Origin of the sequence: Haemophilus sp. 27098_8_127, from assembly GCF_041433495.1 — a bacterium.
In the GTDB taxonomy this organism is placed as follows: domain Bacteria; phylum Pseudomonadota; class Gammaproteobacteria; order Enterobacterales; family Pasteurellaceae; genus Haemophilus_D.
On sequence record NZ_JAPWBP010000020.1, the window covers coordinates 1 to 2,469 of the forward strand.

The window sequence follows — 2,469 nt, forward strand, 5'->3', positions numbered from 1 at the left end:
AAATATATGAACAAAGTGTTTAAAGTTATTTGGAACCATGCTACCCAAACGTGGACGGCTGTTTCCGAACTTGGGCATGCTAAGGGTAAAACCAAATCTAAAAAAATCGTGAAATTGACCGCACTTGCAGGTGCTGTTGTGACTGCATTAGGTGTTTCACAAGTAGCTGATGCTGCAGTGGAGCTTGGCGGGTCTGCAGTAAACATCGCTCCAAATGGCACTTACAACGGTTCTAACAAAAACGTAGGGGCAAACTCTGTTGTTGTGGGTTACCAAAATACCGCAAGTACCCAAAGTGGTATTGATGGCAAAATTATTTATGGTGCAAATAACACTGCAACTGCAACCTCAACATTAGCAGTAGGTAATAACAATAAAGCAACAGCAGGTGCTGCAACTGCTATTGGTGTAAGCAGTGAAGCAACTGGTGAAGCTTCTGTTGCAATCGGTAACGTAGCGCAAGCAACTCAAATTCGTGCAACTGCGGTAGGTAACCGTGCAACTGCAACTCAAGATTCTGCAAGTGCATTCGGTAACCGTGCAAATGCAACTGCGCAATTCGCAACCGCTATCGGTGATAGTACCAATGCGGGTGCAGGCGCTGTTGCTGTTGGTACGCATTCAAATGCAACTCACCAAGATTCTATTGCTATCGGTAATAATGCAACAGGTGCTTGGACCAATGCGATTGCAGTAGGTAAAGATTCTGTAGCAAAACAAGATCACGCGATTGCAATGGGTACTAGCTCAAATGCTTCAGGTGTTCAAGCTGTCGGAGTTGGTTCATATACAAAAGCAGAAGGTAATTTAGTTGTTGCAGTTGGTCCATACGCGCAAGCAAATAAAGAAGCAGCAATTGCTGTGGGTTCTAATGCGACTGCAGCTGAATCAAACTCTGTTGCGGTAGGTCAAACTGCGACTGCAGCTAACAATAACGCTATTGCTGTTGGTACTAAAACAGTATCTAGAGGCGATAACGCAATTGGTATCGGTGCTTATGTTGAATCAACTGCTAATCGTGCTACAGCGGTAGGTGTGTTATCACAAGCTAATGGCGAAGGTTCATTCGCAGGTGGTGCATCTGCTCATGCAACAGGTACAAACTCTGTGGCTATCGGTGGTGCAACAGATGGTACTTTAGGTAATAAAGAAGGTACTGCGGCTAAAGCTGTGGGTAATAACGCTATTGCTTTAGGTACTAACTCTACTGCGACAGGTTTAAACTCTATCGCTCAAGGTATTAGTGCGGTTGCTCAAAAAACTGCGGATATCGCAATTGGTGCGAATGCGGCTGCAAATGGTACAGATACTCCAGCAGGTTCTTCTAATGGTCAAGATGCAGGTACTGCGATCTCAATCGGTGCAAACTCAGTGGCAACTGGTATCGCAACCACTGCATTAGGTCAAGCAGCGCACGCAACACAAAATGGCGCAGTAGCGGTTGGTAGCCAAGCAAATGCAACCAATAAAGCAGCTGCTGCATTGGGTCGTGATTCAAAAGCAAGCGGTGAATCTTCTACTGCTTTAGGTTCTGGCGCGAATGCGAGTGGTCAATATAGCTTCGCAGGTTCTGTCAATGCAAACGCTTCAGGCTCTCAAGCGATTGCAATTGGTCGTAACGCGAATGCTTCAGCTGAAAATTCTGTAGCTCAAGGTAGCGGTGCGAAAGCAAGTGCAGTAAATGCAACAGCAGTTGGTACATTAGCTAACGCATCTGCAGAAAAATCAATTGCAATTGGTACAAACGCAACAGCTAGCCATGCAAACTCTGTTGCTTTAGGTGCAGATTCTCTTACAGCAGTTGCAAATCCTACTTCAAACCATGTAATTGCAGGAACAACTTATAATTTCTGTGGTACTAACCCAGTAGGCGTAGTCAGTGTTGGTGCGCCAGGCAAAGAACGTCAAATTACTAACGTTGCGGCAGGTCGTATTTCTGAAACTTCAACAGATGCGATCAATGGTTCACAATTATATGCAGTAGCTACAGCGATCTCTAACCATCATTGGAGAGTTCAAAATAACGATACTGCGAAATCAAGCATTTACAACGATGATATTGTTGATTTCCAAAATGGTAAAGGCACAACTGCAGAAGTAACAGTACAGCAAGCAGATAAGAGCGCTGGTAAAGAAGCTAAAACGATTGTTAAATACAACACAAATATTGAAGCTGGCGACAATATTAAAGTTGAATACAATACAACAACTCATACATATACTATTTCAGCCAAAGATGGCGCGAAAGGTAAAGATGGTGTTGATGGTAAGAGCGTTACTGCAACTGTAACCAATAACAATAATGGTACTCATACACTTACTGTTAATAATAGCGACGGTACTACAACCACAACCATTATTAGAGATGGTGCTAAAGGTGAAGATGGTGTAGCAGGTGCTAAAGGTGATACTGGTGCTAAAGGTGACACAGGTGCTAAAGGTGACACAGGTGCTAAAGGTGACACTGGT

At 43.9% G+C, this 2,469-nt stretch carries 1 protein-coding gene; it reads left to right on the forward strand.

Annotation, left to right across the window (positions count from 1 at the left end; all coding sequences use genetic code 11):
• Window positions 1-15: 15 nt before the first annotated feature.
• Window positions 16-2,469, forward strand: a 2,454-nt coding sequence (locus O3746_RS10280) for an ESPR-type extended signal peptide-containing protein (RefSeq protein WP_371449022.1), incomplete at its 3' end; no start/stop codon positions are given.